The organism is Caballeronia sp. GACF4 (genome assembly GCF_023631025.1).
Lineage (GTDB): Bacteria > Pseudomonadota > Gammaproteobacteria > Burkholderiales > Burkholderiaceae > Caballeronia.
The window spans coordinates 220,454-246,611 of sequence record NZ_JALQDW010000004.1; the positions used below are offsets into that span (position 1 = coordinate 220,454).

The 26,158-nt window shown below is 60.5% G+C and carries 30 protein-coding genes and 2 tRNA genes; 14 read left to right on the forward strand and 18 right to left on the reverse strand.

Features of this window, described 5'->3' with window-relative positions:
* Positions 1 to 121 precede the first annotated feature (121 nt).
* On the forward strand, positions 122 to 1,084 hold the full coding sequence (locus tag NCR40_RS04845) for a LysR family transcriptional regulator (protein ID WP_250464354.1): 963 nt from the start codon (positions 122 to 124) through the stop codon (positions 1,082 to 1,084).
* A gap of 343 nt (positions 1,085 to 1,427) precedes the next feature.
* Here the strand turns inward: NCR40_RS04845 and NCR40_RS04850 are convergent, their stop codons facing one another.
* The 9 genes from NCR40_RS04850 to NCR40_RS04890 all read right to left on the reverse strand — a co-directional run bounded on the left by NCR40_RS04850 (position 1,428) and on the right by NCR40_RS04890 (position 8,872).
* Positions 1,428 to 1,853 (reverse strand): ExbD/TolR family protein, encoded by a 426-nt coding sequence (locus NCR40_RS04850; RefSeq protein WP_244827621.1) that lies wholly within the window; start codon positions 1,851 to 1,853, stop codon positions 1,428 to 1,430.
* A gap of 13 nt (positions 1,854 to 1,866) precedes the next feature.
* The gene (locus NCR40_RS04855) at positions 1,867 to 2,613 is read right to left on the reverse strand and encodes a MotA/TolQ/ExbB proton channel family protein (RefSeq protein ID WP_244827622.1); all 747 of its coding nucleotides are present in this window, start codon (positions 2,611 to 2,613) and stop codon (positions 1,867 to 1,869) included.
* Between the two features lie 29 nt (positions 2,614 to 2,642).
* Positions 2,643 to 3,380, reverse strand: coding sequence for an energy transducer TonB (locus NCR40_RS04860; RefSeq protein WP_250508860.1), 738 nt, complete (start codon positions 3,378 to 3,380; stop codon positions 2,643 to 2,645).
* Positions 3,381 to 3,673: 293 nt separating this feature from the next.
* Positions 3,674 to 3,916 carry a (2Fe-2S)-binding protein gene (locus NCR40_RS04865; protein WP_244827624.1) on the reverse strand — a complete coding sequence of 81 codons (243 nt, stop codon included), beginning with the start codon at positions 3,914 to 3,916 and terminating at the stop codon, positions 3,674 to 3,676.
* Positions 3,917 to 4,083: 167 nt separating this feature from the next.
* The gene (murI, locus tag NCR40_RS04870) at positions 4,084 to 4,968 is read right to left on the reverse strand and encodes a glutamate racemase (protein WP_250508861.1); all 885 of its coding nucleotides are present in this window, start codon (positions 4,966 to 4,968) and stop codon (positions 4,084 to 4,086) included.
* A 13-nt stretch (positions 4,969 to 4,981) separates the two neighbouring features.
* Positions 4,982 to 5,458 (reverse strand): bacterioferritin, encoded by a 477-nt coding sequence (gene bfr, locus NCR40_RS04875; RefSeq protein WP_244827626.1) that lies wholly within the window; start codon positions 5,456 to 5,458, stop codon positions 4,982 to 4,984.
* Positions 5,459 to 5,653: 195 nt separating this feature from the next.
* The gene (locus NCR40_RS04880; protein WP_244827627.1) at positions 5,654 to 7,177 is read right to left on the reverse strand and encodes a fumarate hydratase; all 1,524 of its coding nucleotides are present in this window, start codon (positions 7,175 to 7,177) and stop codon (positions 5,654 to 5,656) included.
* Positions 7,178 to 7,231: 54 nt separating this feature from the next.
* On the reverse strand, positions 7,232 to 7,768 hold the full coding sequence (locus tag NCR40_RS04885) for a TIGR00645 family protein (protein ID WP_404989359.1): 537 nt from the start codon (positions 7,766 to 7,768) through the stop codon (positions 7,232 to 7,234).
* Positions 7,769 to 7,972: 204 nt separating this feature from the next.
* Positions 7,973 to 8,872 (reverse strand): DMT family transporter, encoded by a 900-nt coding sequence (locus NCR40_RS04890; protein ID WP_250508862.1) that lies wholly within the window; start codon positions 8,870 to 8,872, stop codon positions 7,973 to 7,975.
* A 303-nt stretch (positions 8,873 to 9,175) separates the two neighbouring features.
* On the opposite strand from NCR40_RS04890, the gene acs reads away from it, so the two are divergent.
* The 5 genes from acs (at position 9,176) to NCR40_RS04915 (ending at position 14,654) form a co-directional block, all read left to right on the forward strand.
* Positions 9,176 to 11,158: an acetate--CoA ligase gene (gene acs, locus NCR40_RS04895; protein ID WP_250508863.1), complete on the forward strand. Its 1,983-nt coding sequence runs from the start codon at positions 9,176 to 9,178 to the stop codon at positions 11,156 to 11,158.
* Positions 11,159 to 11,419: 261 nt separating this feature from the next.
* Complete coding sequence (locus NCR40_RS04900; RefSeq protein ID WP_409014931.1) at positions 11,420 to 11,779, forward strand: DUF4212 domain-containing protein; 360 nt, start codon at positions 11,420 to 11,422, stop codon at positions 11,777 to 11,779.
* Positions 11,776 to 13,800, forward strand: a complete 2,025-nt coding sequence (locus NCR40_RS04905; RefSeq protein WP_250508864.1) for a sodium:solute symporter family protein — start codon at positions 11,776 to 11,778, stop codon at positions 13,798 to 13,800. Before NCR40_RS04900 ends, NCR40_RS04905 begins: the two co-directional genes overlap by 4 nt.
* Positions 13,801 to 13,843: 43 nt before the next feature.
* Positions 13,844 to 13,933, forward strand: a tRNA-Ser gene (locus tag NCR40_RS04910).
* Between the two features lie 325 nt (positions 13,934 to 14,258).
* The gene (locus tag NCR40_RS04915) at positions 14,259 to 14,654 is read left to right on the forward strand and encodes a DUF3597 domain-containing protein (protein ID WP_250508865.1); all 396 of its coding nucleotides are present in this window, start codon (positions 14,259 to 14,261) and stop codon (positions 14,652 to 14,654) included.
* 299 nt (positions 14,655 to 14,953) lie between these two features.
* Here NCR40_RS04915 and NCR40_RS04920 read toward each other — a convergent pair whose 3' ends face one another.
* From NCR40_RS04920 to NCR40_RS04930, 3 genes are all read right to left on the reverse strand, one after another.
* The gene (locus NCR40_RS04920) at positions 14,954 to 15,331 is read right to left on the reverse strand and encodes a hypothetical protein (RefSeq protein WP_250508866.1); all 378 of its coding nucleotides are present in this window, start codon (positions 15,329 to 15,331) and stop codon (positions 14,954 to 14,956) included.
* A 102-nt stretch (positions 15,332 to 15,433) separates the two neighbouring features.
* On the reverse strand, positions 15,434 to 15,802 hold the full coding sequence (locus tag NCR40_RS04925; protein ID WP_250508867.1) for a hypothetical protein: 369 nt from the start codon (positions 15,800 to 15,802) through the stop codon (positions 15,434 to 15,436).
* A 247-nt stretch (positions 15,803 to 16,049) separates the two neighbouring features.
* Positions 16,050 to 16,337 carry a hypothetical protein gene (locus NCR40_RS04930; RefSeq protein WP_250508868.1) on the reverse strand — a complete coding sequence of 96 codons (288 nt, stop codon included), beginning with the start codon at positions 16,335 to 16,337 and terminating at the stop codon, positions 16,050 to 16,052.
* A 306-nt stretch (positions 16,338 to 16,643) separates the two neighbouring features.
* Here NCR40_RS04930 and NCR40_RS04935 point away from each other — a divergent pair, with 306 nt between their 5' ends.
* Entirely contained in the window at positions 16,644 to 17,141 is a 498-nt protein-coding gene (locus NCR40_RS04935; RefSeq protein WP_250508869.1) for a hypothetical protein, read from the forward strand.
* 310 nt (positions 17,142 to 17,451) lie between these two features.
* Positions 17,452 to 18,201 carry a DUF2968 domain-containing protein gene (locus tag NCR40_RS04940; RefSeq protein WP_250508870.1) on the forward strand — a complete coding sequence of 250 codons (750 nt, stop codon included), beginning with the start codon at positions 17,452 to 17,454 and terminating at the stop codon, positions 18,199 to 18,201.
* 65 nt (positions 18,202 to 18,266) lie between these two features.
* On the opposite strand, the gene NCR40_RS04945 is transcribed toward NCR40_RS04940, so the two are convergent.
* Positions 18,267 to 18,491, reverse strand: coding sequence for a hypothetical protein (locus NCR40_RS04945; RefSeq protein WP_244827645.1), 225 nt, complete (start codon positions 18,489 to 18,491; stop codon positions 18,267 to 18,269).
* 142 nt (positions 18,492 to 18,633) lie between these two features.
* On the opposite strand from NCR40_RS04945, the gene NCR40_RS04950 reads away from it, so the two are divergent.
* A complete protein-coding gene (locus NCR40_RS04950; RefSeq protein ID WP_250508871.1) occupies positions 18,634 to 18,876 on the forward strand; it encodes a hypothetical protein in 243 nt (80 codons plus the stop codon).
* A gap of 26 nt (positions 18,877 to 18,902) precedes the next feature.
* Here NCR40_RS04950 and NCR40_RS04955 read toward each other — a convergent pair whose 3' ends face one another.
* Positions 18,903 to 19,412 carry a PRC-barrel domain-containing protein gene (locus tag NCR40_RS04955; RefSeq protein ID WP_250508872.1) on the reverse strand — a complete coding sequence of 170 codons (510 nt, stop codon included), beginning with the start codon at positions 19,410 to 19,412 and terminating at the stop codon, positions 18,903 to 18,905.
* Positions 19,413 to 19,585: 173 nt separating this feature from the next.
* On the opposite strand from NCR40_RS04955, the gene NCR40_RS04960 reads away from it, so the two are divergent.
* Positions 19,586 to 20,320 carry a ribonuclease HI family protein gene (locus NCR40_RS04960; protein ID WP_250508873.1) on the forward strand — a complete coding sequence of 245 codons (735 nt, stop codon included), beginning with the start codon at positions 19,586 to 19,588 and terminating at the stop codon, positions 20,318 to 20,320.
* On the opposite strand, the gene NCR40_RS04965 is transcribed toward NCR40_RS04960, so the two are convergent.
* Positions 20,260 to 21,015, reverse strand: a complete 756-nt coding sequence (locus NCR40_RS04965) for an SDR family oxidoreductase (protein ID WP_250508874.1) — start codon at positions 21,013 to 21,015, stop codon at positions 20,260 to 20,262. The genes NCR40_RS04960 and NCR40_RS04965 overlap by 61 nt on opposite strands.
* Positions 21,016 to 21,239: 224 nt before the next feature.
* Between NCR40_RS04965 and NCR40_RS04970 the strand changes: the two genes are divergently transcribed.
* From NCR40_RS04970 to NCR40_RS04985, 4 genes are all read left to right on the forward strand, one after another.
* Entirely contained in the window at positions 21,240 to 22,409 is a 1,170-nt protein-coding gene (locus NCR40_RS04970; RefSeq protein WP_250508875.1) for a porin, read from the forward strand.
* Between the two features lie 55 nt (positions 22,410 to 22,464).
* Positions 22,465 to 22,698: a hypothetical protein gene (locus tag NCR40_RS04975; protein ID WP_250508876.1), complete on the forward strand. Its 234-nt coding sequence runs from the start codon at positions 22,465 to 22,467 to the stop codon at positions 22,696 to 22,698.
* Positions 22,699 to 22,813: 115 nt separating this feature from the next.
* Positions 22,814 to 24,343, forward strand: a complete 1,530-nt coding sequence (locus NCR40_RS04980) for a peptide MFS transporter (RefSeq protein WP_250464379.1) — start codon at positions 22,814 to 22,816, stop codon at positions 24,341 to 24,343.
* Positions 24,344 to 24,398: 55 nt separating this feature from the next.
* Positions 24,399 to 24,475, forward strand: a tRNA-Met gene (locus NCR40_RS04985).
* A 382-nt stretch (positions 24,476 to 24,857) separates the two neighbouring features.
* On the opposite strand, the gene rpsU is transcribed toward NCR40_RS04985, so the two are convergent.
* The 3 genes from rpsU to NCR40_RS05000 form a co-directional block, all read right to left on the reverse strand.
* On the reverse strand, positions 24,858 to 25,070 hold the full coding sequence (gene rpsU / locus NCR40_RS04990; protein ID WP_006999077.1) for a 30S ribosomal protein S21: 213 nt from the start codon (positions 25,068 to 25,070) through the stop codon (positions 24,858 to 24,860).
* A gap of 173 nt (positions 25,071 to 25,243) precedes the next feature.
* The gene (locus tag NCR40_RS04995; protein WP_250464686.1) at positions 25,244 to 25,552 is read right to left on the reverse strand and encodes a 2Fe-2S iron-sulfur cluster-binding protein; all 309 of its coding nucleotides are present in this window, start codon (positions 25,550 to 25,552) and stop codon (positions 25,244 to 25,246) included.
* An 11-nt stretch (positions 25,553 to 25,563) separates the two neighbouring features.
* Entirely contained in the window at positions 25,564 to 26,157 is a 594-nt protein-coding gene (locus NCR40_RS05000; RefSeq protein WP_250508877.1) for an IMPACT family protein, read from the reverse strand.
* Position 26,158 lies beyond the last annotated feature (1 nt).

Here is a 26,158-nt window from a genome sequence, read left to right on the forward strand (position 1 = left end):
AGAAATAGCGATATTTGTAGAACGTGGGGATATTATATGTGCCGGATTTAGCGATAAAAGACCTCGTGGCGCAATGGATTGTCCCGCCACGGATAACGAACTCGAACGAACCGAACGTCCCATGAAAGTCGATTCGCACGATCTGAACGATCTGATGTACTTCTCGCACGTCGTCGAACACGGCGGTTTTTCGGCGGCCGAGCGCGTGCTGGGCATCTCCAAGTCGCGCTTGTCGCGGCGCGTGTCGGAGCTGGAGGCGTCGCTAGGCGTGCGCCTTTTGCAGCGCTCCACGCGCAAGCTTGCGCTGACCGAGGCGGGGCAGCTTTTCTATCAACACTGTCAGGCAATGCTCGTGGAGGCGCAGGCCGCCGTCAACGTGGTGCAAAGCCTGCGTGACTCACCGCGTGGCACGGTGCGCGTGAGCGTCCCGGTGACCATCGCGCAGACGTTTCTGTCGGCGGTGATGCCCGACTTCATGCATCGATTCCCTGAAGTGCGGGTCGTGCTGCGCGTGACCAATCGTGTGGTGGATCTGTTCGAAGACGCGATCGATGTCGCCTTGCGCGTGCGCTCCGAGCCGCCCGTGAGTTCGAACGTGGTCGCGCGCCCGCTGTGGCGCACCGAGCAGATGCTGGTCGCCGCGCCTTCGCTTCTCAAATCGAACGCGCCACCGATGACCGCCGCCGAACTCGCGCAATACGACACGCTCGATGTGCCATCGGCGGATGGCCGCCATGTGTATCGACTGATCGCGCCCGATGGCACGCGTCACGAGTTCGAGCACGAGCCGCGTCTCGTCACCGCCGATCTCTCGATGATCCGCGAAGCCGTCATGCGCGGCGTCGGCATCGCGGCGCTGCCCGAGATGATGTACGGCGCGCCGCTCAGAACCGGCCAGCTTTCGCCCGTGATGCCCGGCTGGACGTTTCCGTCGCCGCAACTCTATGCGGTTTTCCTGACGCGGCAGGGCATGGTCCCGGCCGTACGGGCGTTCGTCGATTTTCTGGTGGAGTCGATCGAAGGCGGCAAACGCTTCCCCGGAGAATGTCCTGTCAACGAACAGCCGGAACGCGAAACGGTTTGATCGCAATCGGCGCGCGGCATCATTTATGTCATTGAAGCGCGCGCTTGCGATGGACAGATTCAATCGCCGAAACCTTGTTTGCGGGAATGGCCGGCGTTATATTGAAATTCCTTTCGCTAAGGAGCTTCTTATGCGGAAACTGACGGCTACTCTGATAGTTAGCCTGATAGGGCTGATCGCGCTGTCCGTGTCAACGACGGCTGCCGCATGTGGCGATTCTTCCGGCTCGGGCTATTCGAGTCCCAAGTAATTGCCTTGCCCGAATGCGCCGAGTGCGCAATAAAAAAGGCCTTCATCCGACGATGAAGGCCTTTTACTTTTTGCGGCTGTGTTGCGCGCTGCTTTAATTGCCGCCGGCTTTCGGTTCGGTCACGAAACCGATCTTCGTGAGTCCGCCCGCCTGGGCCGCGGACATGAGATCGGCCACGCGTTCGTACGCCACCTTGCGATCCGCGCGCAGATGAATCTCCGGCTGCGGGTTTTGCTGCGAAGCCTGCGCAATGCGCGCCTTGAGCGTCGCGTCGTCGATCTTCTGCTCGTCCCAGACGATCGTGCCATCGGCTTGAATCGCGACATCCACATGCGACGGCTTTTCGTCTTGCGGCTGGCTGCTTGCGTGCGGCAGGTCGATCTTCACAGCGTGATGCATCGCGGGGATGGTCACGAGGAAAATGATGAGGAGCACCAGCATGACGTCGACGAGCGGCGTCATGTTGATCTCGCTCATCATGCCGTCGTCTTCATCGCCGGCGAAAGGGCTCATGGCCATCTTGAACCTCCGCTTACGATGCGCGCGTCGCGAGACGCAGGCTTTCGGACGTGGCGTCCTTGGTGCGCTTGGACGACGACAGCTTCGAGCCGGTCACGAAGAAGGCGTGCAAGCCGTGCGCGAAGCGGTTCAACTTCGTCACGACGCTCTTGTTCGCGCGCGTGAGGGCGTTGTAGCCGAGCACGGCAGGGATCGCGACGAAGAGACCGAAGGCCGTCATGATGAGCGACTCGCCCACCGGACCCGCCACTTGGTCGATCGACGTCTGGCCCGTCGCGCCAATTGTCAGGAGCGCGTGATAAATGCCCCAGACAGTACCGAACAGCCCGACGAACGGCGCCGTACTGCCGATCGATGCCAGCACGGCGAGCCCTGCCTGCATGCGGCCGACGCTTTCATCCATGACGTCTTTCAGGCATCGCGTGATCCACTCCGACACATCCATGCGGTCGTGCAGATGCGGCTGCGTCTGATGATGATGCTCGGACGCTTCCTGACCGGCCAGCGCCAGCGCGAGGTACGGGTTGTCAGCCGGATTCGACGACTGGCTGCTGATTTTCTTGATGCCGTCGTTGAAGTCGTCGGAATGCCAGAAGGCCTGATCGGCGTTCTTCGTGAGGCGCTTGAGACGCAGCACGTTCCATCCCTTGACGACGATCACGGTCCACGAAAGCACCGACATGATGACGAGCGCCAGCGCGATACCGCGTGTGACGAAGTCGCCTTGCGCCCAGACGTGCGCAATCCCGTAGTTGTTCATTTCCAGTTCCTGTTTCTATAAAAAGCCGGTCAGTCGTTCAGACTGAATACGAATGGCACCGTGGCGGTTGCCCGAATGGCTTCGCCATTCTCTTTGTAAGGACTGCACGCGCTGCTGCGCACGGCGTCGAGCGCCGCGTCGTCGAGGCGCTGCGAGCCGCTGCTCTTTTGCAGCGTCACATTCTCGATTTTGCCCGTAATACCGACCGTCAGCTTGACGAGCGAGGTGCCGGTTTCGCCGCGACGCCGTGACATCGCCGGATAATCCGGCTGCGCGATGTTGCAGCTCAGACGCGCGACGTTCTTTGGCGCGGCCAGGTCCATCGTCGGTTTTCCGATCGCGGGCGCGGCCGGCGCGACGGGCGCTGGCGCGGGCGGTGTCGGGGCCGGCGGTGTGGGATCGGGTGCGGGCGCGGCGATTTGCGAGGGCGTTTCGCGCACCGGCATCGGCGTGGGCTTCGGCTCGACCTTGGGTTTGACCTTCGGTTTGGGCTGCGGCTTTGGAACCGGTTTCGGCGGCTCGGGAGTCGGTGGCGACTGCACGGCGACAGGCTGCGGCGCGGGCGCCGGCGTTTCGCTGATCAATTGCGCGGTGATCGTCTTCGCTTCGACGGGGCGCGGCAGCGGCTCGCGATGCATGGTGAGCGCCACGCCGAAGAGCGCGGCGTGAATCGCCAGCACGGCGACGCACGCGGCCACCACGCGCGGGTTCAAATTGCTCGGCGTCGTCGTGTCGAATACAGCGGGAGAGGTTGTCGGGGACTGCATTCTTATTCGCTGCTTGCGGTGTTGCCAGTAGCGCGGCCATCGAAGTTACGTACGTTCGCTGGTTCGGCGCGGAAGAAACCAAACGACATCATTTTCTGAAAATAATGAGGGATATGAATAGAGTAGCCACGAAACCAATCAGCAATTCCATCTTTCCCTCCTTAAGGGCAAAGAGTTGCGTGGCTGGCGTAGGTGATCGGAACCTGGCTTGCGATAAGCGATCAAGAAACCAAGCGGCGCGCTTCGCCGACAGCGGGGCGCCGAGCGCTATCTCGGTCGCGCCCCGCGCAACTTCAGGCAGCCTGGCGTTCGTAGAACGTGAGCGGCGCGACTTGCGCATGTTCGCGCTGTTCCATTCCACAGCGCGACGCGCAGACACCGCTCGTCGCCATGACGTCGCGCACGCTTGCTTCGCACTTCCCGCAGCATAGCGCGACCCCAAGCTCGAACTGGAGCTCGTCGAAGGATTCCATTCCATCGGCGATGGCGGAGCGGATCTTACGGTCGGAAACTGCTTTGCAGACACAGACGATCATGGTCGTTCGCGATAGCTTGCGTTAATGCGAATTATTATCATTCAGTAAGACGCTCTTGGCAAGCCGGGTTCTGTGTTTTTTGTAACACAGCGCGTGTGTTAGCCGATTTATTGCTTAGGAGCGTTTGCTGGTGGGGCTCCGACGGCTGTGACGCCCCGGAAAAACCCTTAGACGATGTCGGGTTCGGCAAGGCGCGTGCGTCGCGAAGGGATCAGCACGTGTTCGACGCTGGCGTCGAGATGCAGAAGCGATGCCGCAAGCTGACGCTGGGATTCGCCGTCGGCGGTCGAGCAGAAGCGCGGCATGGATTCCACCGCAGCCGATGAGTTTTTCAGCGCGTTCGTTTCCAGCAGACGATCGAGCTGGCGCGCGATGGCGATGCTGGTATCGACGAGTTGCAGCCGTTCGCCGGCGATCTCGCGAATGGCGCGGTCGAGAAACGGATAGTGCGTGCAGCCGAGCACCAGAGTATCCGCGCCGGCTTCGAGCATGGGCGCGAGATAGCCTTCGAGCAGCGCCATGAGTTCCGGCGACGACGTATCGCAGCGTTCGACGGCCTGCACGAGACCGTGTCCCGGCTGGCAGATGAAGCGGCAATCGCCCGCGTAACGTTCGAGCAGCAACTGGAAGCGCGCGCTGCGCAAGGTCACCGCGGTTGCCAACACGCCGACGACGCGCGTCTTGGAAACAGCGGCGGCGGGCTTCACGCCCGGTTCGACGCCCACGAGCGGAATGGAAAGCCGCTCGCGCACGAGCGCGATGGATTGCGCGGTTGCCGTATTGCATGCGACCACGAGCGCTTTGGCGCCTTGCGCGACGAGCCATTCGCCGATAGCCATGGTGCGGTCGACGATGAAATCGTCATCGCGCTCGCCGTAGGGCGCGTACAGCGAGTCCGCGACATAGACGAGCCGCTCGTGCGGAAGCAACGCCCGCACCGCACGCAGCACCGACAAGCCGCCGAGACCGGAATCGAAAATGCCGACCGGCGCGCTCGCGTTTATCGGAGCACGCGCGTTCGGCATGATTGTGGGTACGACAACTACTGACATTGCGGACAGATCTTTACTCGCCTTCGCCCATCATAGTCTGCTGGTAGTTCTGGATGCCAACCTTGTCGATCAGATCCAGTTGCGTTTCCAGCCAGTCGATGTGTTCCTCGGTGTCGTTCAGGATCTTGTCGAAGATATCGCGCGAGACGAAATCGCGCACCGATTCGCAATAGGCAATCGCCTCCTTGCACGTGGACTGCGAAATCTGTTCGAGCTTCAGGTCGCACTCGAGGATTTCCTTGGTCTCTTCGCCGATAAGTAGCTTGTGCAGGTCTTGCAGGTTCGGCAGACCGTCGAGCATGAACACGCGCTGGATGAGCCAGTCGGCGTGTTTCATTTCGCCAATCGATTCGTCGTACTCATGCTTGCCGAGCTTTTCCAGGCCCCAGTGCTTGTACATCCGCGCGTGCAGGAAGTATTGATTGATCGCGGTCAGTTCATTCTTCAACTGCGCGTTCAGATATTCGATGACTTTAGCGTCGCCTTTCATGATTGTTCCTTTTCATAGCGTGGGGCATCCCGCAAAGATAAACGTTCTTAACGGCTCTGCCAAGGATGAGTGAATCTTTTTTAATTGCGATAAAACTGAGAATGGAAATCCTTCTCGATACCGCTTCTCCAAAACAAAAGAGCCGGACGCGCGGTCCGGCTCTTCATTGGCCGCGATCCGTGCGGCCTCGATCGATCAGACCGTCGCGACGGGAATCTTGCCGATCTTCGCCTGCCATTCGGCGGGACCCGTCTTGTGTACCGACGTGCCTTGCGAATCGACGGCGACCGTCACCGGCATGTCCCGCACGTCGAATTCGTAGATGGCTTCCATGCCGAGGTCTTCGAACGCCAGCACCTTCGCTTCGCGGATGGCTTTGGAGACGAGATATGCCGCGCCGCCCACGGCCATCAGATACGCCGCGTTGTGCTTCTTGATGGCCTCGATGGCGACAGGCCCGCGTTCGGCCTTGCCGATCATCGAGATGAGGCCGGTTTGCGCGAGCATCATCTCCGTGAACTTGTCCATGCGCGTGGCCGTGGTCGGGCCGGCGGGACCGACGGCTTCGTCGCGCACCGGGTCGACCGGGCCGACGTAATAGATCACGCGGTTGGTGAAATCGACCGGCAGCTTTTCGCCCTTGGCGAGCATGTCGGCAATGCGCTTGTGCGCCGCGTCGCGGCCCGTGAGCATCTTGCCCGACAAGAGCAACGTCTGGCCCGGTTTCCAGGAAGCCACTTCTTCCGGCGTCAGTGTGTTCAGATCGACGCGCTTGCTGGTTTCCGTATTCGGCGCCCAGGTCACGTCCGGCCACGCGTCGAGCGGCGGCGCTTCGAGCTTCGCCGCGCCCGAGCCGTCGAGCGTGAAGTGAGCGTGACGCGTGGCCGCGCAGTTCGGAATGATCGCGATGGGCTTGGACGCCGCGTGCGTCGGCGCCGCCATGATCTTCACGTCGAGCACGGTGGCAAGCCCGCCCAAACCTTGCGCGCCGATACCAAGCGCATTCACCTTCTCGTGCAGTTCCACGCGCAGTTCTTCGATCCAGTCCCGCGGTCCGCGCGCGATGACGTCCTGAATGTCGATGGGGTCCATGAGCGATTCCTTGGCCATCAGCATCGCCTTTTCCGCCGTGCCGCCGATGCCGATACCGAGCATGCCTGGCGGACACCAGCCCGCGCCCATCGTCGGCACGGTCTTGATGATCCAGTCGACGATGGAATCCGACGGGTTCAGCATCGCGAACTTAGACTTGTTTTCCGAGCCGCCGCCCTTGGCCGCGACCTGCACGTCGACCTTGTCGCCCGGCACGATCTCGTAGTGGATCACGGCGGGCGTGTTGTCCTTCGTGTTTTTGCGCGCGCCTTCGGGCGGGCTCACGATGGACGCGCGCAGCACGTTGTCCGGGTTCAGGTAACCGCGGCGCACGCCTTCGTTGATCATGTCGGTGACGCTCATCGTCGCGCCGTCCCAACGCACGTCCATGCCAACCTTGACGAACACGGTCACGATGCCCGTGTCCTGGCAAATCGGACGCTTGCCTTCCGCGCACATGCGGCTATTGGTCAGGATCTGCGCGATGGCGTCCTTCGCGGCCGGGCTTTCCTCCAGCTCGTAGGCGCGGCCGAGCGCCTGAATGTAGTCGAGCGGATGGTAATAGCTGATGTATTGCAGCGAGTCGGCAATACTCTGGATCAGGTCTTCCTGCTTGATGACGGTCATGGCTTGGGCTTTTCGGGGACGAATATATTTGTGCGTTCTGATGACGCCTGAGGCTCAGTCGAGCGCGCTTCGGGGCGCGACTTCGCTGTGAAAATGTGCGGGATGCGTATGCGTGGTCAGCTTGTCGACGTACGCCATGATGAGCGCCGAGAACAGGAAGGCCATGTGGATGATCACCTGCCACAGCACCGTATGAAACGTATGCTGGTCCGGGTTGATGAAGGTTTTGAGAAGATGGATCGACGAGATGCTGATGAGCGCCATCGAGAGCTTGACCTTCAGCACGCCCGCGTTGACGTGGTCGAGCCATTCGGGCTCGTCGGGATGGCCTTCCACGCCCAGACGCGACACGAAGGTTTCGTAGCCGCCGACGATCACCATGATCAGCAGGTTCGAGATCATCACCACGTCGATGAGGCCGAGCACGACCAGCATGATGTTGGTTTCATCGAGCGTCATTGCGTGCGTGACGAGATGCCAGACTTCCTTCAGAAACAGCACGACGTACACGCCTTGCGCGACGATCAAGCCCAGATACAGCGGCACCTGCAGCCAGCGGCTCATGAAGATGATTTTCGGCAGCGCCTTCATCGAGCCGGGTTGGACGCGCGAGTCGGGTGTGTGCTTGGAAGCGGGCATGGGCGGCTTGTCGGTCGGCTGTCGGACGAGGAAAGGGAAGAAGCAACGAACAGGAAACGCGCGCGGGTCGTGGACCCGCGCTCAGGAAGCCCGCCATTGTAGCAAGTTGTATGTGACGATCCGCCCGGCTTTCAAAATGCGCGCGTGTCGGCGCGACTACTCGGCAACCGATACCGCCGCGCGCGTCTTCATGCTCGCGAGCCCGATGCCCGCGACCACGCAGGCGAGTGCGATGCCATGCGCGAAACTCGGCCGCTCCCCGAGAAACGCGATGCCATAGATCGCGGCGGCAATCGGCAGCACGGCGCAGAACACACCGGCGAGACTGCCGTCGACATGGCGGATGCCTTTCATCCACAGCCAGAACGAGAAGATGCTCGCCGAGAGTCCATACCAGAGTACGAGCGCCCAGGTGAGCGGTTCGACGCCGCGCCAGTCGAACGCAACAAACGAAGCCGCGCCGAACGGCAGCATCAGCACGAAGCCTATGCCATGCGTATAAGCGCAGATGTCGATGGCCGGCAGCGTTTGCGTCAGACGCCGCGACAGGATCACATAGAGCGACTCGCAGCACACCGCGCCGAGCACCATCAGATTGCCCGTGAGCGAGCCCGCGCTGCCGTCGGCGTAGGCATCGCCACTTTGCGCGACGTTGATGACGAGCACGCCCGCAATCGCAAGCGCGATCGATGCGAACGCGCGTCCGCTCGGCTTTTCCTTGAGAAAGAGCCACGAGAAGAGCGCGACGACAGCCGGAATCGTGCTCGTGATGACGCCCGCCGCGACCGCGCTCGTGCGTGCGACGCCATTCAACATCAGAAGCGTGAAGCCGAATGTGCCGAAGAATGCCTGCAGAAAGAGGTTGATCCATTCGCCGCGCGCCACCTGTCTCATCTTGGCGAGCCGGAAGAGCGGCCAAAGGACCAAGAGGGCGATCACGAAGCGCAGAAGCGCGAAGAGCGGAACGGGAACGGACGTGACGATGGACTTGCCGATACCGACGTTGCTTCCGACGAGCAGCATGGCTGCGATGAGTAAAAGGGCGTAGCGATTCAAGCTGGAATCCGCACTGCGAGTTCAGTTACGATTGTGGGGACGCATTGTAATTGAAGCCGCCGCGACTCCGCGTATACCCCGTGCCTCTTGACCGGCGCGCGTAAGAAGCGGGTAAGTTGAACGGCATATCTTGGAGTACACGCGGGATGGCAGCGCTTTGCAAGCGACGCCGTTCCTGGAAAGGAGACAAGGTTCGGCCGGGAACGAAGCACGCTTTCCGGCTTTCGAACTTCATAACATGCGGCACGCGATAGCAAGGAAGCGCGCCGCCGGCTTTTGGAATCACCATCAGAGAGGTTGTCGATGTCTGCGATCGAATCGGTTCTTCAGGAAAAACGCGTGTTCCCGCCATCTGCGAAAGCATCGGCGGGCGCGGCCATCTCCGGCATGGAGGCTTACAAGGCGCTCGTCGCCGAAGCCGAACGCGATTACGAAGGTTTCTGGGCGCGGCTCGCGCGCGAAACGCTGTCATGGCACAAGCCCTTTACCCGCGTGCTCGACGAATCCAAGGCGCCGTTCTACAAGTGGTTCGAAGACGGCGAGTTGAACGCTTCGTATAACTGTCTCGATCGCCATGTCGAAGCGGGCCGCGGCGGCGACAACGCCATCATCTTCGAAGCCGACGACGGCACGGTCACCAACGTCACGTATCAGGACTTGCTCGACCGCGTATGCCGTCTGGCCAATGCACTCAAAAAGCGCGGCGTGAAGAAGGGCGATCGCGTGGTGATCTATCTGCCGATGTCGGTGGAAGGCGTGGTCGCCATGCAGGCTTGCGTGCGGATCGGCGCGACGCATTCGGTCGTGTTCGGCGGCTTCTCGTCGAAGTCGCTCAACGAACGTCTCGTCGATGTCGGCGCGGTCGCGCTCATCACCGCCGACGAGCAGATGCGCGGCGGCAAGGCGTTGCCGCTCAAGAGCATCGCCGATGAAGCGCTCGCGGCCGGCGGCTGCGAGGCGGTGAAGAACGTCATCGTGTATCGCCGCACGGGCGGCAAGGTGCAATGGACCGAAGGACGCGACTCCTGGCTGCACGACGTAGTCGAGAATGAATCGGCGACGTGCGAGCCGGAATGGGTGAGCGCGGAGCATCCGCTCTTCATTCTGTACACGTCGGGTTCCACGGGCAAGCCGAAGGGCGTGCAGCACAGCACGGCGGGCGTGTTGCTGTGGGCCGCGCAGACCATGAAGTGGACCTTCGACATGAAGCCGGGCGATGTCTTCTGGTGTACGGCGGACATCGGCTGGATCACGGGACATAGTTACATTGCGTACGGGCCGCTCGCCATTGGAGCGACGCAAGTCATGTTCGAAGGCGTGCCCACGTATCCGCACGCCGGCCGTTTCTGGGAGATGATCGCGCGCCACAAGGTCACGATCTTCTACACGGCGCCGACGGCGATCCGCTCGCTCATCAAGGTCTCGGAAGCGGATCAGAAGGTCCATCCGAAGAGTTTCGATTTGTCGAGCCTGCGCATTCTCGGCACCGTCGGCGAGCCGATCAATCCCGAAGCGTGGATGTGGTATCACGAGAACGTGGGCGGCGGGCAGTGTCCTATCGTCGACACCTGGTGGCAGACCGAAACCGGCGGCCACATGATCACGCCGCTGCCGGGCGCGACGCCGCTCGTGCCGGGGTCGTGCACGTTGCCGTTGCCGGGCATCATGGCCGCTATCGTCGATGAAACCGGCCAGGACGTGCCAAACGGACAAGGCGGCATTCTGGTGGTCAAGCGTCCGTGGCCGTCCATGCTGCGCAACGTCTGGGGCGACCCGGACCGCTACAAGTCGAGCTACTTTCCCGAGGAACTCGGCGGCAAGCTGTATCTCGCGGGCGATGGCGCCGTGCGCGACAAGGACACCGGTTATTTCACGATCATGGGCCGTATCGACGACGTGCTGAACGTCTCCGGTCATAGGCTCGGGACGATGGAGATCGAATCGGCGCTGGTTGCGAACCCGATGGTCGCGGAGGCGGCAGTCGTCGGCCGTCCGGACGACACGACCGGTGAAGCTGTCGTGGCGTTCGTCGTGCTCAAGCGCGATCGTCCTGAGGGCGATGAAGCGAAGCAGATTGCGAACGAGCTTCGCAATTGGGTTGGCAAGGAGATCGGACCGATCGCCAAGCCGAAGGACATTCGCTTCGGTGAGAATTTGCCGAAGACGCGTTCGGGCAAGATCATGCGGCGTCTGCTGCGTTCGCTCGCGAAGGGCGAGAAGATCACGCAGGATGTTTCGACGCTCGAGAATCCGGCGATTCTGGATCAGCTCGGCGAGGCGCGTTGAGGGACGGTTTGCGATGTGTCGCGCACGTCAAGGCGCGCGCCGCATCGCGTTTAGCCGCATGCCGTGATTGCGGTTTAGCTCGATCGACGAGGGCAGGTACGTGAGCCTCTCCGTCTCCGTGCCATGCCATTCGGTCGTCCCAGCAGCGGACTCGTCCAGCCAGGGCAAACGCAGTTAGATTCGAACTCGATCCGCGTCCGCCCATCTCATCCCGCTGTAGTCCCCGATTGCCGATACCATGCGGTTTTGGTAAATAACCGCATGGTCATGCCGCCGCCCGCCGATTCCGCGCCACCCACGCTTCCCGCTCCGCCGCTCGTGCCGGCGGCAATGGCGCGCGCGCATCGGGCGTATTGGCGCTTCAATATCGCGTTGATCGGCGTGCTGCTCACGATCGGTTTCGTCGTCTCGTTCGGCGTGCCGCTTTTCGCGCAGCGTCTGGCGCACGTGCGCGTCGCGGGCTTTCCGCTGCCGTTCTACTTCGGGGCGCAAGGCGCGATACTCGTCTATGTCGCGTTGATCCTCGTCTATATCGTGCTGATGCAGATTGCCGATGCGCGTCTGTTGCGCGCGGCCGCGTTATCGGCGAGACAAGACGCAATGGACGCGGCCGCGCGATGAAGCTCACGAACCGGCTGATCCTCGCCTACGCGCTCTATACGCTCGGTTTTTTGCTCTTTATCTTTCTGATGGAGCGCATCGAGCGCACGACCGGGCCGGGCATGTGGATAGGCTACGTGTTCCTGTTCGTGCCGATCGCGGTGTATGCGGTCATCGGACTGCTTTCGCGCACGTCCGATCTCGTCGAATACTATGTCGCGGGCCGGCGCGTGCCGTCGGCGTTCAATGGCATGGCGACCGCGGCGGACTGGCTGTCGGCGGCGTCGTTCATCGGACTCGCGGGATCGATCTATGCAAGCGGCTACGACGGCCTCGCCTACGTGATGGGCTGGACCGGCGGCTACTGCCTCGTCGCGTTCCTGCTCGCGCCGTACGTGCGCAAACTCGCGCGCTACACCATTCCCGACTTCCTCGGCACGCGCTTTTCCAGCAACCTCGTGCGCGCGCTCGCGGCCATCGCGGCGATACTCTGCTCGTTCGTCTATCTCGTCGCGCAGATTCAGGGCATCGGGTTGATCGCGTCGCGCTTTATCGGCATCGAGTTTTCCATCGGCATCTTCTGCGGGCTCGCGGGCATTCTCGTGTGCTCCTTTCTCGGCGGCATGCGCGCGGTGACGTGGACGCAGGTCGCGCAGTACATCATTCTGATCAGCGCGATGCTGATTCCCGTGTCGATGATCGCGCATCGCGAAGGCCTCGGCTGGCTGCCGCAACTCAACTATGGCCGCGTGATGGAGCGAGTCGAAGCCCTCGAGCGCGAAGTCGCGGCGTCACCCGACGAAGCGCGCGTGCGGATGGATTATCAGCGTCAGGCGGCGCGAATGCAGCAGCGTATCGACGCGCTGCCGAAGTCGTTCTTCGACGAACACGGCCGTCTCGTCAACGAAGTCGCGGACCTGCGCCGGCATAACGGGCCGCTGCGCGAAATCAACGAGCGCGAGCGCGAACTGGCTTCGTTCCCCCGCGATCCCGCAGATGCGAAAGTCAAGTGGGCGCGCGAACGCGATGCCCTGACCGAGCGCGTCGCGGCTCCGGTTTCGATGGTCGAAGCCTTCGCGCCGGACTCCGCGAGCGATGAGACGCCGCGCTCGCATCAACTCAATTTCTTGTCGCTGCTGCTGTGCCTGTCGATTGGCACGGCCAGTCTGCCGCACATCCTCACGCGCTATAACACGACCACATCGGTGGCATCGGCGCGGCGCTCGGTTGGCTGGACCTTGTTCTTCGTGGCGCTGTTTTATCTGACCGTGCCGGTGCTCGCGGTGCTCATCAAGCACGAGATTCTGACGGGCATTGTCGGCCACCGGTTCGCGGACCTGCCGCAGTGGGTCACGCAATGGCGGCGCGTGGAGCCGTATCTCATCCATATCAGCGATGTGAATGGCGATGGCATCGTGCGTTGGGCGGGAATCCAGATGCAGCCCGACATGGTCGTGCTTGCCGCGCCGGAAATTGCGGGCTTGCCGTACGTTATATCGGGATTGATCGCGGCGGGCGCGCTGGCGGCCGCGCTCTCGACGGCGGATGGCTTGCTGCTGACCATCGCGAATGCGCTTTCGCACGATGTCTATTACTGCATGGTCGATAAGAACGCGACCAGTCAGCGGCGCGTCACCATTTCCAAGATCTTGTTGCTGGGCGTGGCGTTGCTGGCATCGTGGGTGGCGTCGCTCAATACGGGAAATATTCTCTTTTTGGTGGGAGCCGCGTTTTCGCTGGCGGCGTCAAGTTTGTTTCCAGCGCTGGTGCTCGGTGTGTTCTGGAAGCGCACCACGCAGCGCGGCGTGGTCGCCGGGATGATTGCCGGGCTTGTCGTGTGCGTGTATTACATCGTGTCGACGTATCCGTTCTTCGTGCAACTGACCGGCTTCGCTGGGCATCGCTGGTTTGGCATCGAGCCGATCAGTTCTGGCGTCTTCGGTGTGCCGGCCGGTTTTGCGGTGGCGATCGTCGTGAGTCTTCTCGACCGGAAGCCTGATGCTTACACGCGCGCGCTCGTCGATTACATTCGACATCCGTAGGGGGTGGCGGGGCGGCGGGAAGTTGGTATAATCGCGGTCTTCTGGAGAGATGGATGAGCGGTTTAAGTCGCACGCCTGGAAAGCGTGTATAGGGTAAAACCTATCGGGGGTTCGAATCCCCCTCTCTCCGCCAGAATTTCAAGCCCTTAATTGTTTAAGGGCTTTTTTCTTTTCCAGCCGTAATTTTCGCCTTGCTCTTAGGCGATTCTCATCACGACAACGTCCGCGTTCCAGACGTTTCCCCAAGCGATGCACTTCACGCAACACAAGCGATCGCCATTTCTCACGCGCGATCCAACCGAATACTCATCCGCGGGGAAAAGCCGCACTCCTAAGCGTACGTCCTTGAAAAATTTAGTCAAATTCGCATCACTCGATGCTGGAAAGACTAACCATCGACGGTACTCCGCGCTAAGGTTCACGCGCTGCAACTCCCTATCAACTCAAGGAATTGAAACATGAGCATCTTCGGTGACATCGTCAACAAGATTTTCCACAAGGCAAAGCCCGCCGAGCAAGCGCCCGCAGTTGAAGCGCAACCGGTCCCGGCTGATGTCGCACAAGCCGACGTGGCGCCGGCTCCTGCCGCACTGTCCGACATCGACGTGGCCGCCGTCATGGACAGCTTGGCGCGCGAAAGCGGCCAGACGCTCAACTGGCGCGTATCGATCGTCGATCTGATGAAACTTCTGCAAGTAGACAGCAGCCTCGACCATCGCAAGCAGTTGGCCGCCGAGCTGAAGTACAGCGGCGACACCAACGACTCGGCGACGATGAACATCTGGTTGCACAAGCAACTGATGCAGGCATTGGCTGCCAATGGTGGCAAGCTGCCGTCGGATATGCTCGCTTAAACGCAAGCAAAAGACAGTCAGCAGAACAAGCCCGCTATTGGAGTCATTTCCGATAGCGGGCTTCTTTTTGGACAGACACGGGGAAAAGGAGGCGCCGTAAGAACGATGGCTACGACGGCAAGGCCAGGCCTCTAATAATGCTCGATTGAATCGCGCACATGGCAGGGCGGGGCCAACCGTGTATCCATCTCTTACGACATCCAAAAGAATAGTCGATCCTGCTCTGGTTTCGATATCGGATTAATCGTGTTTCTACAAACGTTGCACCGCCAAATTGCGGAAAAAACGTACGCTCCGTGCTACCGTTGCCGCGGCGCAGTCGCGAAAGCCTCGATCGGATCGCGCGAAGCGGCTGCTTTTTCCTCGCGTTTCCTGGCCGATGACTCCGGTCGCGCGAACGCGGCGATAGGATCGGACTGGTTTGCGGTATCGACGTGTTGTGACGTATCCGCCACTTTTCGTTTTGGTGACACCGTCTTCGCCGCATGTTGCGGCGTGCTTTGTCGCGCGCCCGCCGTACTGCTAACCCATTCTTCGCTGTAGGTCGCGAAGGCCGACGATGCACAGGTCAACGCCAGGAATCCGAATGAAACAATAAGAGCGCTAAGTGTTCGCATGATTTCGTGATTGTTTTCCAATTGGCGGATGCACCATGACGCTGCCTGGTACGTGGACATGGGCGCGTAACGGTTGAAATCGTTGCAGTGAGAAGCCCCGCGCGTGCGGGGCTGTGAGTCGCTCGACTCGATACCGCGTGCTTTTGCTCGCGGTTAAGTCGCTTAGTGAGCGATCATTGCTTGCGCAGCCTGCTCTGCGTCGAAATGCAATGCGGCGTTTGCCGCCTGTTCCTGCGCCATGAATTCACGCGCCGTCTGGACGCCCTTTTCAAAGGACGCGCGAGCCGTGTGCTCTTCGAGCGCGGCGATCAACGGCATCTGTTCTTCTGCGACGGAGTGGAGCAGGCTCAGGATGTCGCGACGCATGGTTTCCGGATACGAGCAAAAGTGTTCGAAGCCGCCCGGCGCTGCGACGATATTGACGAGCGATGACAGCAGGCGCGCACGATTGGCGCAATGCTCGCCGATAGCCATGGAGTGGGAAGTGGTGACGCGGCCGTTGGAGTCGACGGAAACTTGCAGGTCCTTCATTATTGTGAGCCTCTTTATGGTCTGTAGGAGGTATGCATTTAAGCGACTCACGCTGCAAAAAACCTTCGGACAATTCTTAATCGTTGTGATGGAGACGATAATTAACGTTTGGTAGGTCCGATGGCGACCACGCCAGACCGTTCGCGAGTGTCGCGCCCAAGCCGCCAACAGTTAAAGACGCGTTGTCCGGAAACGCGCGTGTAACCGCGCCGCACGAATGCGCGGCGCGGTTCTATGTCACGCACAATTACTGCTTCATCGTCCCAGTAGAATTCGCGCCCTTTGCGGGCGCTTGCGTCGCGTCGGGCGCCATGCCCTTCTCGCGCTGTTGCATGAGCGTGCCGCTTCCCGCTGTGCCCGACGGCACGCCGCCCTGAGCCGAGTCGTTCATGTTCTTGCCCGGCGAGACGCCAGGTTGCACCTGCTGCATTTGGGAAGGACGCTGATTCAACTGATCGCGCGACATCTCCTGCGCCAGCGTGGCGGTGCTGACTAAGGCGATGAGAGCGCCGGCAACCAATGCGGTGAATTTCATGTTTGTCTCCTTGAAGTCCAGCGCGAGAAGTGCGCCGTGTGCCGACTTTGTAAGCATCGCGCGTGCCGCGTCGAAACGGCGGCTTTCTTGTCTTAAATCATTCGCAAAGACTAGGATTTATGGACGGGCAAAAGCCGCTGTTGTTTCGTTACAATTCGGGGTCCAGAAGATCTGGAACGGATCGAAATCCGTTTCAATCAACAGAATGTTACGGAGTTTTCCATGTCGATTTCCCTGAACGAATTAATGGCATGGAGCGCACGCATGCCCGATCCATCGAGCGAAGAAGCGCGAATGCTTCAGACCATGATTGCGCGCCGCGATAGCGAATTGCGCTTGCGCATTGCCGATCTCATCTCGAAAATAAGTGAGCGTGAGAATTGGCGCTTGCATGTGTGCGCCGCGACTGCGCGACGTGTCGAGCAAACGCCTGCCGATGGTCTGGAAGCGGTTTATCAGTTTTTCGTCGGCCGAAATGAAGGCACCATCCGTGCCGATATACCAGCGCCCGAGCCGCTTCCGGAACCGCCGGTGAATACGCCGGTTGCCGTCGAAAACGTCAGTCGTCTGTCCGCGTCCACGCACGCTGCACCACCTTCGCTGGTACATGGCGTTGCGCCTATCGAACATTTGTATCGCCACATGTCCACGCTTGAAGCCAGCGTCGCCAAGACGCCCGGCATTACATGTGGCGTACAGGGCATTCGAATCATGCGCATGGTTGCTTTAATGTCCAAGGCACGGTCCGCGCAATTAGCTAAGTTGCGCATGAGTGGAACTCAGGCAATCTACCGCCATATGTGATTAGCGTAGCCGGAAGAGTCACGGCGTTTCACGGAATTGCATTCACGGAAACGTCGCGAGTCAATCTTACGAGATACATGAGAAGCGTCGGCCTTTTCAAGGCGTCGATTGAATCTACCGACGCCTCGGCTATACTAAGTTTTCCGCAGTTCAATCGTATTGAAGATTAAAGCGTCACTGAGCGATACATATTAGTGGCGTTTCAATCTTCAAGCTCGCAATTCATCGCGAAGCAATTTCAAGTCGCGAACTTCGAATACGGATCGCGTGACGTCTGGCGATCGGAGCGAGGGGCAGCCGGGGAGTCAATGTGAAGAGTCTGCTCAGCAGAAGAGGCACCTTACTCGATAATGCGCCATCGTTTCTCTTACGGCCAAAAGCGCCTGATTCCTTTCGAATGCACGCTCCTCAGCCGCATGACGATGACGATGACACTGGTGCCGAGCCGCCTACCGTCGCCACACCCGCCGCGCAAGCAACGCGCGTCACGCCTCTTCGGCCGATAGGCGCATCGGCGCAGCAAGTCAATTCGCAAGCGTTGCAGGCTGCTCAAATAGCTGAAGTCGAATGGCTGATTCAGCAATCATCGTTATCGACGTTTCGCGCTTTTCAAAGTTTTGCGTTTTCGACCACTCTCCTGTTTTACCCGCGTGACCTGACGTACTATTCGGTACTTTTCCACGACGACGCTGTGTGGCGAGTCCTGAAAGCAGAAGATGCCGATGCCGCTGAAGCCGCGTTCCGTCACTTCGTCGAGCAAGCCATGCGACTCGCCGAAGCCGAAATGCGGCGCGCATACCTGGAAGCACAGAACGAACAGTACACACGGTTGATTGCAGAATCCGAAGCGCAAGTCGAGCGTGTGCGGGTCGATCTGCAGCGTGGCAATAGTCAGGATCAGCAAGTCGCAGCCAGGCAGCAGGAAATACGTCGCGAGCTTACCCAACTAGAAGGCCGGCGAGTCTCGGCACAGGTGCAGCTCAGCAAACTTCAACGTCAGCTTCATCAACTCGAAACGACCTGCAACGAAGTTGTCCCGCACCTTCCGTCGCGTCGTTGAGTTGTTCCATAGTGGGGCAAAAAAAGAGTGCTGGCGGCAATAAGCTAAAATGGCGGTTTTGGCGGCTAGCTAATTTTTTCGGCATACTCGCCGCCGTATCGCGAAATGTAGGTGCTCAGCCCGCGTCCAGTGCTAGCTAGCCGTTTCATTTTCTCGACTGTCGTACGCCCCGGCGTGCAATAGTCGTATAAATAGGTCCCGCCGTTGACGAAGCGTATTTTTATGCCGTCGTGCAGGATTTCGAAAGCCGCAATGCCCGATTTGCCCGAAAGATTTGCATAAGGCTGCATGAGTAGTTTCCCGCATGCTGGATCTGGCGCGGCCGTGCGGCCGTGTAATGCGAGTCCGACAGCGCGCGTGATCCTAAAGTATTGCCGGCGTCAGCCGTTATCGATTTCATGCAACCGCCGCGGCCGGGGCCGACAGAGTGTCATGGATAAAGATCAGATACCGTTTCTGGATTCGAGCGATCCACACTTCGAACACGCTCGTGCGTTGAGCCTGTCGGTCGGAGCCATCCGGCGTGCACAAGGCAAATGCAATCCCAACGACTTCCCCGTGGGCTCGCTCGAATGGCATTTCGCCATCGAAGACTTCGCCGGCGATGTCCTGAAGGCGCTGATGGGCGAGACCGAAGGCGTCGACGTCCACGTCGGCGAGCGCCGCCGCGACTAGGAGGCTCGCCGAAATCCGTCCGCCCGTCAGAGCTTGACGCCGCCCGCCTCGGGCGCGTCAACGCCGGATGGCGGGATCGCGCCCGTCGGACTCACATCGTCCGGCCGCGTCTCTTTGGTCCAATAAGGCTCTCGTCCGTAGTGCTGATGCACCGTGGTCGCCCAGACGCGGTCGGCCATGGAAGGCCACGCATCCTTGTCGAAGCCGGGCGAGCTGCGCACTTCCTCGGCAGTCGCGGTTAGCCGAAAGCAGCGATTGTCGGTATCCAGCGTCAGCGCGCTCCACGGAATGGCCAGCAGTTTGTTGCCAATGCCAAGAAAGCCCCCGCTCGACAGCACCGCATACGCAACACGTCCGCTGCTCACATCCAGCATGATTTCCTTCAGCGAGCCGACGTCGTGACCGTCGCTCGACAACACCGAATTTCCATCGAGCGTACTCGCGGCCATCACGTCCGGGCCAGGTCCGGCGGCGGTCGCGGCGCCTTTGCCTATGATCGTCGCGCCGCCTGAGGCGGGTTCCATCGGTTGGTTCATGATTCGCTCCTTACGCGTGAAAAACGTTGCGCGGTGTCGGTTTTCAAAGGTGCATGAGCCGCTCTTTTTCTTCAACTAAGAAGCAACGTTCGTTCCCATCGATGCCTGTTTGAATGCGCACTAATGGCGTCTGCTAAGCTCGGGCTTCTTTTTCCCCGATGCCTCCTTAGTCCATGATCGATGTCGAGGAACTGCTTGCGGTTGCCTATAAGAAGGAACGTGAACGGAGCCGCCGGCTGTCCAAAGGCGCTTCGTTGTCCGAGCACGAAGCGCTCATCAGGACGATGACGAAAGTCGCCGGTTCGCAAAGCCTCGCCGATTTGATCGCGACCCGACGTGCAACGCAGCGGAAGTTTGCCGATGCCGTACGAACGCGCGAGGCCGAGCGTGCGAGCCGCGCGAACCGAAAACCCGTGGTCACCGATGCGCCCGCCTGGCGCGGCTGGTTCGACGGCTCCGCGCTGCCGAATCCGGGGCGCGTCGGCATTGGCGCGGTATTGCAGAGCCCGCAAGGCGAGGTCGTCGAAATCAGCGCGGAAGCGGGACGCGGCGACAGCAGCGTTGCCGAATATCGCGCGCTCATTGCGCTATTGGAAGCCGCCTTGCGCGAAGGCGCGACGGAGATCGCGATTCACGGCGACAGCCGCGTCGTGATCGACGATATGCACGCCAGCGAAGGCGCGGGCATTCGCTCCCTGACTCATTTTGCGCGCGAGGCGCGGGCGCTCATCGCCCGGATCGGCGCGGTCCGCCTCACGTGGATTCCGCGCGAACGGAATGCGAGCGCGGACGTGCTGTCGCGTCGGGCGCTCGACGGAGCGTCGATTCAAATGGACACGCACGACGCTCAGCCGAGCTCGCGCACGTCCGCTATGGCCGCGCTTCCGAACGCATCGCTCAACAAGTAGGCGATCAGCTTCTCGGACGATTGCCGCGGCGTCGCGAGCTGACCGTCGCGCTTGAGGGCATCGAAACGTTCCCGCAGCGGAAAGCGTTCGAGTCCGGTCGATCGGATTTCAGCCTGCATGTCCGTATCGACGACACCCGGCGCGACGCTGCAAATGCGCAGCGTGCGATCCCCGGCTTGCTCCGAATCCAGTGCGACCGCGCGCGCGTGATGATCGAGCGCGGCCTTGGTCGCGCAGTACACGCTCCAACCGGGATAGGCGTTGCGCGCCGCGCCGCTCGAAATATGCGCAATGCGTTTGTCCGTAACGCGCGCAGCCTGTGCGGCGAAGGCTGCGGCGAACATCAGCGGAGCGGCAACGTTGACGCTGACCGCGCGCGCGATGGTCGCGGCGTTCTGATCCGCGAGCGCGCCGATCGGTGCCAGCATGCCCGCATTGTTGACGAGGAGCGCCTGGTCCGCGTCGCCGATGAACGTGCGCAATGCGTCGCCTTCCAGCCAGCGGCCGAGGGCATCCAAGTCGGTCAAATCCAGTTCCACCTCTTCGAGCTTGCCGGAATAGCGCGCGGCGAGCGCGGCGTTTGTGTTGCGCGAGAGGGCGAGAAGTCGAATGTCTCGCGCGAGCAGCGTTTCGGCGAGCGCCGCGCCAAGGCCGCGCGTGTGGCCCGTCACGATTGCGATGGTGTTTTTCGACATGGGGCGTATTCCGGTTGTCCGTGAGCGCCTCGATTCTAGCGGCAAGCTACACGGGTCGCTGACTATGCTGAAGAGGGCGAAATCCGCAACCTCAATAAAGCAGAAAAAAACGCGTTCGTTGGTTCAAGGTCACAGAGGGCTTTGCTGACGCTTTTCGACCTGACAACCTCGATTGCAGAATCGACAATCGCTCTCAGAACCAAAACGAACTATCGGAGCTCTTTATGCCAATCCGTCCGCGAAACTGCCGCGATACTTCTTCGGCCGTCGATGCTGGCCTCACGCCATCGAGCGCGCTGTTCGGCGTCCAGGCGGCGGTGGCAACCATCATCGCAGTCGTCGGGACGCCGTCGGCGGCCTGGGCGCAAAGTTCGGTGCAGCTCTATGGCGAAATCGACACCGGCGTCGCTTATGTCAGCAACGTGGGCGGGAAGTCGCAGTATCGGCTGACGAGCGGCACGATCGATGGCAGCTATTGGGGGCTGCAAGGCTCGGAGGACCTCGGCGGCGGCGCGCGCGCCATCTTCCGGCTGGAGCGCGGGTTCTCGTCGGTATCGGGAGAGGGCTTGAACGATCATCCGATGTACGTCGGACTCGGCACCGACACGCTCGGCACGGTGACGTTCGGGCATCAATACGATTCCATCCACGATTACCTCGCGCCATTCACGTTGACAGGTGGCACTGGCGGCACCGCGTTCGCCCATTTGCTCGATAACGACAACGCCAACAATTCGTACCTTGCCGCGAATTCCGTGAAGTACACGAGCGCTTCCTATGGCGGCCTGAGCTTCGGCGGGTTGTACGCGTTCTCTAATGCCGCCGGCCAGTTTGCGGAGAATCGCGCGTACAGCATCGGCGCGAACTATTCGCTCGGGTCGTTCAGCGCGGGCGCTGCCTATCTGCATAACAACGGACGCGGCGACACCACGAGCGGCGCGTACGACGCATTGGCGCTTCCCGGCGCGGCCAGCACGGTCTACTCGGCGAACGTTCAGCAGCAGAATACTTTCGGCGTGGGCGCAAGCTATGAACTCGGTGCGGTCACGCTGGGCGGCGCCTTTTCACGCACCGTCAATTCTGGCGTGACCGATGCCGACACCGGCAACGTCATGCCATCGCTCGGGCTGAACAACTACGAGATCAACGGCATTTACAAGCTCACGCAGTCCATCGCGATAGCGGGCATGTATGTTTATGCCAGCGGCGGCGGCGCGCACTGGCATGAGGGCGCGCTGCAGGTGGATTATCTGCTGTCGAAACGCACCGATGTTTATCTCGAATCGATTTACCAGAGAGCATCGTCGCAGGCGCCAGCGGTGGTTTATGGCAATGATCCGTCGAGCGGCCGAAATCAGTTGATGTTCACGACGGGAATACGTCATCGTTTTTGAATGTGGTGCTGCACATTTTCACGTAATTCGAACGATTATTACGCTCGTAATTGCGATGCTGTTTATCGCATCGCAAAGTCTCGTTGCCCAAAGATTCATGGCGATATGCGCAATTCAAATTGCAGCGGTTGTCGTGCAGCGCGAGATTGGCAAGAGAATTCCGTGCGATCCGCCGTTGGTCTGCCATGCAATACCGGCGCGTCGGATTTTTGTCGACATCCGCTGCGGCGACTCGCGCAATAGCCTGTTTCTCAATTTCCCCAAGATCCACATCGCGGATTTGCGATAATCACCCATTTTCCCGCTCGAACTCGCCTTACAGTTATTTGACTTTTTCCTGATCACCCTTTGAAGCGACGTTTCTCGCGCCGCTGATTCGCCCATCGTTGTTCAAGGATTTATCGATGATTACTCGCCCGCCCGGCACGTCTGAGACGCGCTCGTTCACCACGGTTTTTTTGATCGAGATGTGGGAGCGTTTTGGTTATTACGGCATGGCTGCGTTGCTCGTACTGTTCATGATTGACAAGATCGGTTTCGCCGACGAGCACGCCAATCTCACATGGGGCGCATTTACCGCGCTGGTTTTCTCCGCGCCGTCCATAGGCGGCTGGATTGGCGATAAAGTGCTCGGCGCGCGGCGCACGATGACGCTTGGCGCAATCGTGCTTGCACTCGGTTATTTCATGCTGGCACTGCCATACGACGCGCTCGGGTTCATGTATGCGTCGCTTGGCGTGATCGTCGTCGGTAATGGGCTTTTCAAGTCGAATGCGGCGAATCTCGTGCGACGTATTTACGAAGGCGATATCGCACGTATCGACAGTGCGTTCACCATTTACTACATGGCGGTGAATATCGGCTCGACCTTTTCGATGCTCGCCACGCCGTGGATCAAAGATCACTGGGGCTGGCACGCGGCCTTTGCGGTGTGCTGCGGCGGCATGCTGCTCGGACTTCTGAATTTTGCGCTGATGCGACGCACGCTCGCGCATATCGGCTCGGCGCCCGACGAAGCGCCTTTGAACTGGAGGCGTTTGTTCGCGGTCATCGGCGGCGGCGTGATGTTGGCGCTGGCAACGGTGTTCATCCTGCAGCACAAGGCCGTGGCCGTGACGTGCGTGTATGGCGCGGGCGTCGCGATTCTCGCGATCTTCGGCTACATGCTGAGCGTGTGCGATCGTAGCGAGCGCGCGGGACTCGTCGCCGCGCTGATCCTCGTGTTTCAGGTCATCCTGTTCTTCGTGTTCTATCAGCAGATGTCGACGTCGCTCACGCTGTTCGCCCTGCGCAATGTCGATCCTTCGTTCTCCATTGCAGGCCGGCATCTCTTCAGTTGGAGCGCGGCGCAGTTTCAGGCGCTCAATCCGATCTGGATCATGCTGCTGAGTCCTATGCTCGCGCTGGCCTATACACGCCTCGGGCGTAGCGGCCGCGACATTTCCGTTGCGGCGAAGTACGCCCTTGGCTTTGTCGTCGTGGCGATTGGCTTTTTCGTCTTCGGATTGAGCGGGCGCTACGCGGTGGAAGGGCGCGTGTCGTCGTGGTTCATGGTGGCGGGGTACGGACTCTACTCGCTCGGCGAGTTGCTGGTGTCGGGCCTTGGTCTCGCGATGATCGCGCGTTACGTGCCGGCACGCATGAGCGGCTTCATGATGGGCGCGTATTTCGTGGCGACGGGCGTGTCGCAGTATCTTGGCAGCTTGGTCGCCAATCTGGCGCGCATGCCGAACGGCAGTCTCGATGCGGTGCAGTCGTTGCCGCTTTATACGCATCTATTCTTCGGACTGGGATGGCTTGCGACGGCCGGCGCGGCCATCGCATTCATCTTGCTGCCGTTGCTCAATAAGCTTTCGCGGGAGCACCATCGAGCGTTGCATTCTGGCGAAGAAACGCACGCAAGCGAAACACTTCTGCGTGTTTCATCGACTTGATGAAAACTCCGTTTGACGTAGCGAGCAAATTGCGCCTATAATTCAATTCTTCAGACGCGGGGTGGAGCAGTCTGGCAGCTCGTCGGGCTCATAACCCGAAGGTCGTAGGTTCAAATCCTACCCCCGCAACCAAGTTTCAAAGCAAAGAGCCCGGTAAAAGCCGGGCTCTTTGCTTTTGTGCGTTTGTTTGGCTTTTGCGCGCCGATATCCTGGTTGCAAGTAAAAACCAAAACACAAGGCCGCGTCGAAAAATTCATCCCCGACAAGCACGAAAAGCCTGCATGAGCATTCACTCATGCAGGCTTTGTGCATTCTTGCCAGCCGTTGTCCGAAGGACGCACGTCGAGTGCGCGTACTACCCGCGAACTTTCGCACCGATGACCAGACGGCCACTCAAGAGCGAAACCGCGACTAATCAGACTAAGGCTATGACCGGCTATCGGGCCGCTGTACCAGACAACTCAAACGACTCCGAACAGCTTTGATGCAGGCGAGGGCTCAAGACCCACGTCGATCAATAGAATTTCTTCGGCAATTGCGCGCGACGGATCTGCTTGCGCAGGCGAGCGACAGCAGCAGCTTTCTTGCGCTTGCGCTCGGTGGTCGGCTTTTCATACGCCATGCGCGACTTGAGTTCTTGAATCAGGCCCGTGCGCTCGACGGTACGGCGAAAACGGCGCATGGCGACGTCGAAAGGCTCATTCTCTTTCAGCAGTACTTTTGTCATTGAATTCTCGGTTGATCTGGCCCTGCCAGAATTTAGGGCAAAGCGCAATTGTACACTTTTTGAGAGCCGGCCTGCATCCTCTTTCCACTCGGACATGCTTGGCGGTGACTCGGGATGTTCATCGTAGGTCGTTGAATCGAGACGACAATCCCGGAATACCCGGGTTCGCGGAGTCAGAATCCGCGCGAGCGTGAAGGGCGCGGCGAAGGCACCATCTCACGCGCTTCGGGCTGCTCGATCACCACATCTGACGTCGCAAGCGCCACGCACGGCAGAACCCAGCGTTCGGCTTTTTCTTCCGCCGTCAGCCCCGGCCACTCTATTCGATACCGCACGTCGCCTTCGATCAGGCGGCACATGCACGCGCGGCACGTGCCGTTACGGCAGGAACTCGGCAGCGCCACGCGTGCCTTTTGCGCGGCTTCGAGCAGCGAGACGTTTTCATCGACCGGGACGACGAACCCGGCCGGCTCGACGCGCATTACGAACGCGCTCAAGTGCGCACCTCGACATTCGCGCGGCCATGGGTGAGGTCGCGCAATTCGGCGGCAGCGGGTTCGCGTGCAACAGCCGCCATCTTGACGACGAGCCGCACGCGCATGCCGTAGGCGCTTTCCACGAGTTCGGCGGCGTTCTGTTCGATCCAGCGTCGCACGCGCGCTTCATCGGCGTAATCGATGTCGATCTCGACGACTCCTTGCTCGATGCGCTCCACACGCTCGGCCAGTTGCATGGCGCTGGCGATGGCATCGGTGTAGGCGCGCACGAGCCCGCCCGCGCCGAGCTTGATGCCGCCGTAGTAGCGCACGACGGCGGCGAGCACGCCATCGACTTCGTGATGGCGCAGCACTTCGAGAATCGGGCGGCCTGCCGTGCCGGATGGCTCGCCGTCGTCGGACATGCCCGACTGGCCGCCCGCCAAGAGCGCCCAGCAGACATGCGTCGCCGATGGGTGCTCGGCGCGCAGCCGTTCGAGTTCGCGCATGGCCGCGTCGCGGTCGGCGACGGGAATCGCGAGCGCGATAAAGCGGCTTTTGCGGATATCGATTTCAGCGCTGACGGGGGAGGCGAGTGTGTAGGTCGGCAAG